Source organism: Streptomyces sp. SID5910, assembly GCF_009862125.1.
In the GTDB taxonomy this organism is placed as follows: domain Bacteria; phylum Actinomycetota; class Actinomycetes; order Streptomycetales; family Streptomycetaceae; genus Streptomyces.
In genome coordinates, this window is the sequence record NZ_WWHX01000385.1 from 1 (window position 1) to 2,529 (window position 2,529).

General features: G+C 72.4%; 3 protein-coding genes. 1 reads left to right on the plus strand and 2 read right to left on the minus strand.

Going from position 1 to position 2,529, the window contains the following annotated elements:
* Positions 1–702: glutathione binding-like protein (locus GTW67_RS13165; RefSeq protein WP_161164999.1), on the minus strand; the 702-nt coding region annotated here is incomplete at its 3' end.
* Between the two features lie 260 nt (positions 703–962).
* Between GTW67_RS13165 and GTW67_RS13170 the strand changes: the two genes are divergently transcribed.
* Entirely contained in the window at positions 963–1,889 is a 927-nt protein-coding gene (locus GTW67_RS13170) for a cation diffusion facilitator family transporter (RefSeq protein WP_346010640.1), read from the plus strand.
* Between the two features lie 65 nt (positions 1,890–1,954).
* On the opposite strand, the gene GTW67_RS13175 is transcribed toward GTW67_RS13170, so the two are convergent.
* On the minus strand, positions 1,955–2,404 hold the full coding sequence (locus GTW67_RS13175) for a nitroreductase family deazaflavin-dependent oxidoreductase (protein ID WP_161165000.1): 450 nt from the start codon (positions 2,402–2,404) through the stop codon (positions 1,955–1,957).
* Positions 2,405–2,529 lie beyond the last annotated feature (125 nt).

The following is a 2,529-nucleotide window of genomic DNA, read 5'->3' on the forward strand; positions in this document are numbered from 1 at the left end:
TAGCGTGGTGAACAGCCGGATGTCCGCCTCCGTGATCGTGTCCCCGACCAGATAGCGCTGCCGCTCCAGCCGGGGCGTCAGCTGCTCCAGCCGGCGGAACACGCCCGCGCAGGCGGCCTCGTACTCCTCCTGCCCGGTGGCGAAGCCCGCCCGGTACACACCGTTGTTGACGTCCTGGTAGACGCCGGCCATCACCTCGTCGATCTCGTCGCGCAGGGCGTGCGGATACAGGTCGGGCGCGCCGGGCCGGTGCAGGGACGTCCACTCGGTCGCGAGGTCCAGGGTGATCTGCTGGTAGTCGTTGGTCACCAGCCTCCCGCTCGGCACGTCCACGACCGCCGGCACGCTCACCCCGCCCGGATAGCCGGTCTCCCGCTTGTCGTAGGCCTCGCTGAGGAAGCGGATGCCGAGGACCGGGTCGCGGCCGTCCGGGTCCAGCGTGAACCGCCAGCTCCGGTCGTCCTGGATCGGGTCGGTGATCGCCAGGGAGAGGGCGTCCTCCAGGCCCAGCAGCCGCCGGGACACCAGGGCCCGGCTCGCCCACGGACAGGCGCGGCTGGCCACCAGCCGGTAGCGCCCGGCCTCGACCGGCCAGCCGTCCCGGCCGTCCGCCGTGATCCGGTCGGCGAAATGGCTCTTGGACCGCTTGAACGCCTTCCTGCCGTAGCCGCTGTTGCCGGGCGTCCCGTCGTCGCCGCTCATGGGACGTACCTCCCTGTCATCGTCGGGCCCTGGTAACGCGTTCCCCGTTTTCCGCCGTCGGCACTGGTGGGCCACCCACAAGGCGGGTGTGAGCCCGGCCGGCCGGGGGCAGTCGGCGAATCGTGAGCCGGACAACCTCGAACAGGACAGCGAACGGACAGCCCGACGGAAAGGACGACCCGACCGGCGACCCGGCCGGCGACGGTACCGGCGGCGAAAGCACCGGCCGGCCCGCCGGCAAGGCGGACCGCAGGACACGGATCACCGTGCTGGTGGCCCTGGCGGCCAACCTGGTGATCGCGGTCGCCAAGGCGGTCGGCGGCTTCCTCGCGGGATCCCCCGCGCTGCTGTCGGAGGCGGCGCACTCCGTGGCCGACAGCCTGAACGAGGTCTTCCTCCTCGCCGCGCTGCGCCGCAGCCGCCGCCCCGCCGACCGCCGCCACCCCTTCGGATACGGCAAGGAACGCTTCTTCTGGTCGCTGCTCGCCGCCGTCGGGATCTTCGTCATGGGCGGCTGCTTCTCGTTCTTCCAGGGCATCGAGGCCCTGCGGACGGGCGCGGAGGAGAAACTCAGCGGCTACGTGGCCGGGCTGATCGTGCTCGGCGTCGCCCTGCTCGCCGAGGGCGCCTCGCTGCTGCGGGCGCTGCACCAGGTGCGCGGACAGGGCGGCATCGCCGCCGGGATGCGCGACCCGGCGCTGCGCACGGTCGTCGCCGAGGACGGCACCGCGGTGCTCGGCGTCACCCTCGCCATGATCGGCATGGCCCTGCACATGGTCACCGGACAGGTCGTGTGGGAGGCCTGCGCCTCGCTGGCCATCGGCGCGCTGCTCGTGTACGTGGCCTACCGGCTGGGCCGCGAGGCCCGGGACCAGCTGATCGGCGAGGCCGCGGACCCGGAGGCCAGCGGCCGCATCCGCTCGCTGCTGCGGGCCCAGCCGGAGATCGACAGCGTCGAGGCGCTGTTCACCATGAAGACGGGCCTCGACTCGACGCTGGTGGCCGCCCGCATCGACCTGGTGCCCGGCCTGGACAGCGAGCGGGTGGAGGAGGTGTCCGTGCGCATCAAGAAGTCCATCGCGCGGACCGTCCCCGAGGCTCAGCAGATCTTCCTCGACGTGACCGACCGGCCCGCGCAGGAGGCAGCGGAAAGCCCCGCCGCGACGGGGGAACGCGGCGGGGCCTGACCCACGTGTGCCCGGCGCCGGCCGGGCCATGCACGGGATCCGGAACTTTCTCGTCCGGTCCGGGATCAGCTCCCGTCGGCCGGCTCCAGCACGAAGACCGGGATCTCCCGGTCCGTCTTCTTCTGGTAGTCGGCGTACGTCGGGAAGGCCGCGACGGCACGCTCCCACCACTCGGCCTTCTCGGCACCGGTGACCTCACGGGCCGTCATGTCCTGCTTGACCGGCCCGTCCTGGAGCTCCACGCGGGGGTCGGCCTTGACGTTGTGGTACCAGACCGGGTGCTTGGGCGCCCCGCCCAGGGAGGCGACCACCGCGTAGCGGCCGTCGTGCTCGACGCGCATCAGCGGCGTCTTGCGGATCTTGCCGCTGCTGGCGCCCCGCGTGGTCAGCACGATCACGGGCAGGCCCGTGTCCAGGAGGGTCGTCCCCTGCGTGCCGCCGGAGCTCTCGTACAGCTCCACCTGCTCGCGCACCCACTGTGTCGGGCTGGGTTCGTACTCGCCCTCAAGAGGCATGGTTTCCGTCCCATCGTCGCGTCGTACGGCTTGGCCGGCACCGCGGTCGGGGACCGGCCGGTGCACGCTCCATCCATACCGCATACCGGCCTTGGACCGCCGCCGGCCGCGCGACACGCCGCGCC

Coding starts and splice junctions, on each gene's coding strand:
- GTW67_RS13175 (WP_161165000.1), bottom strand. CDS start 2,404: ATGCCTCTTGAGGGCGAGTACGAACCCAGCCCGACACAGTGGGTGCGC.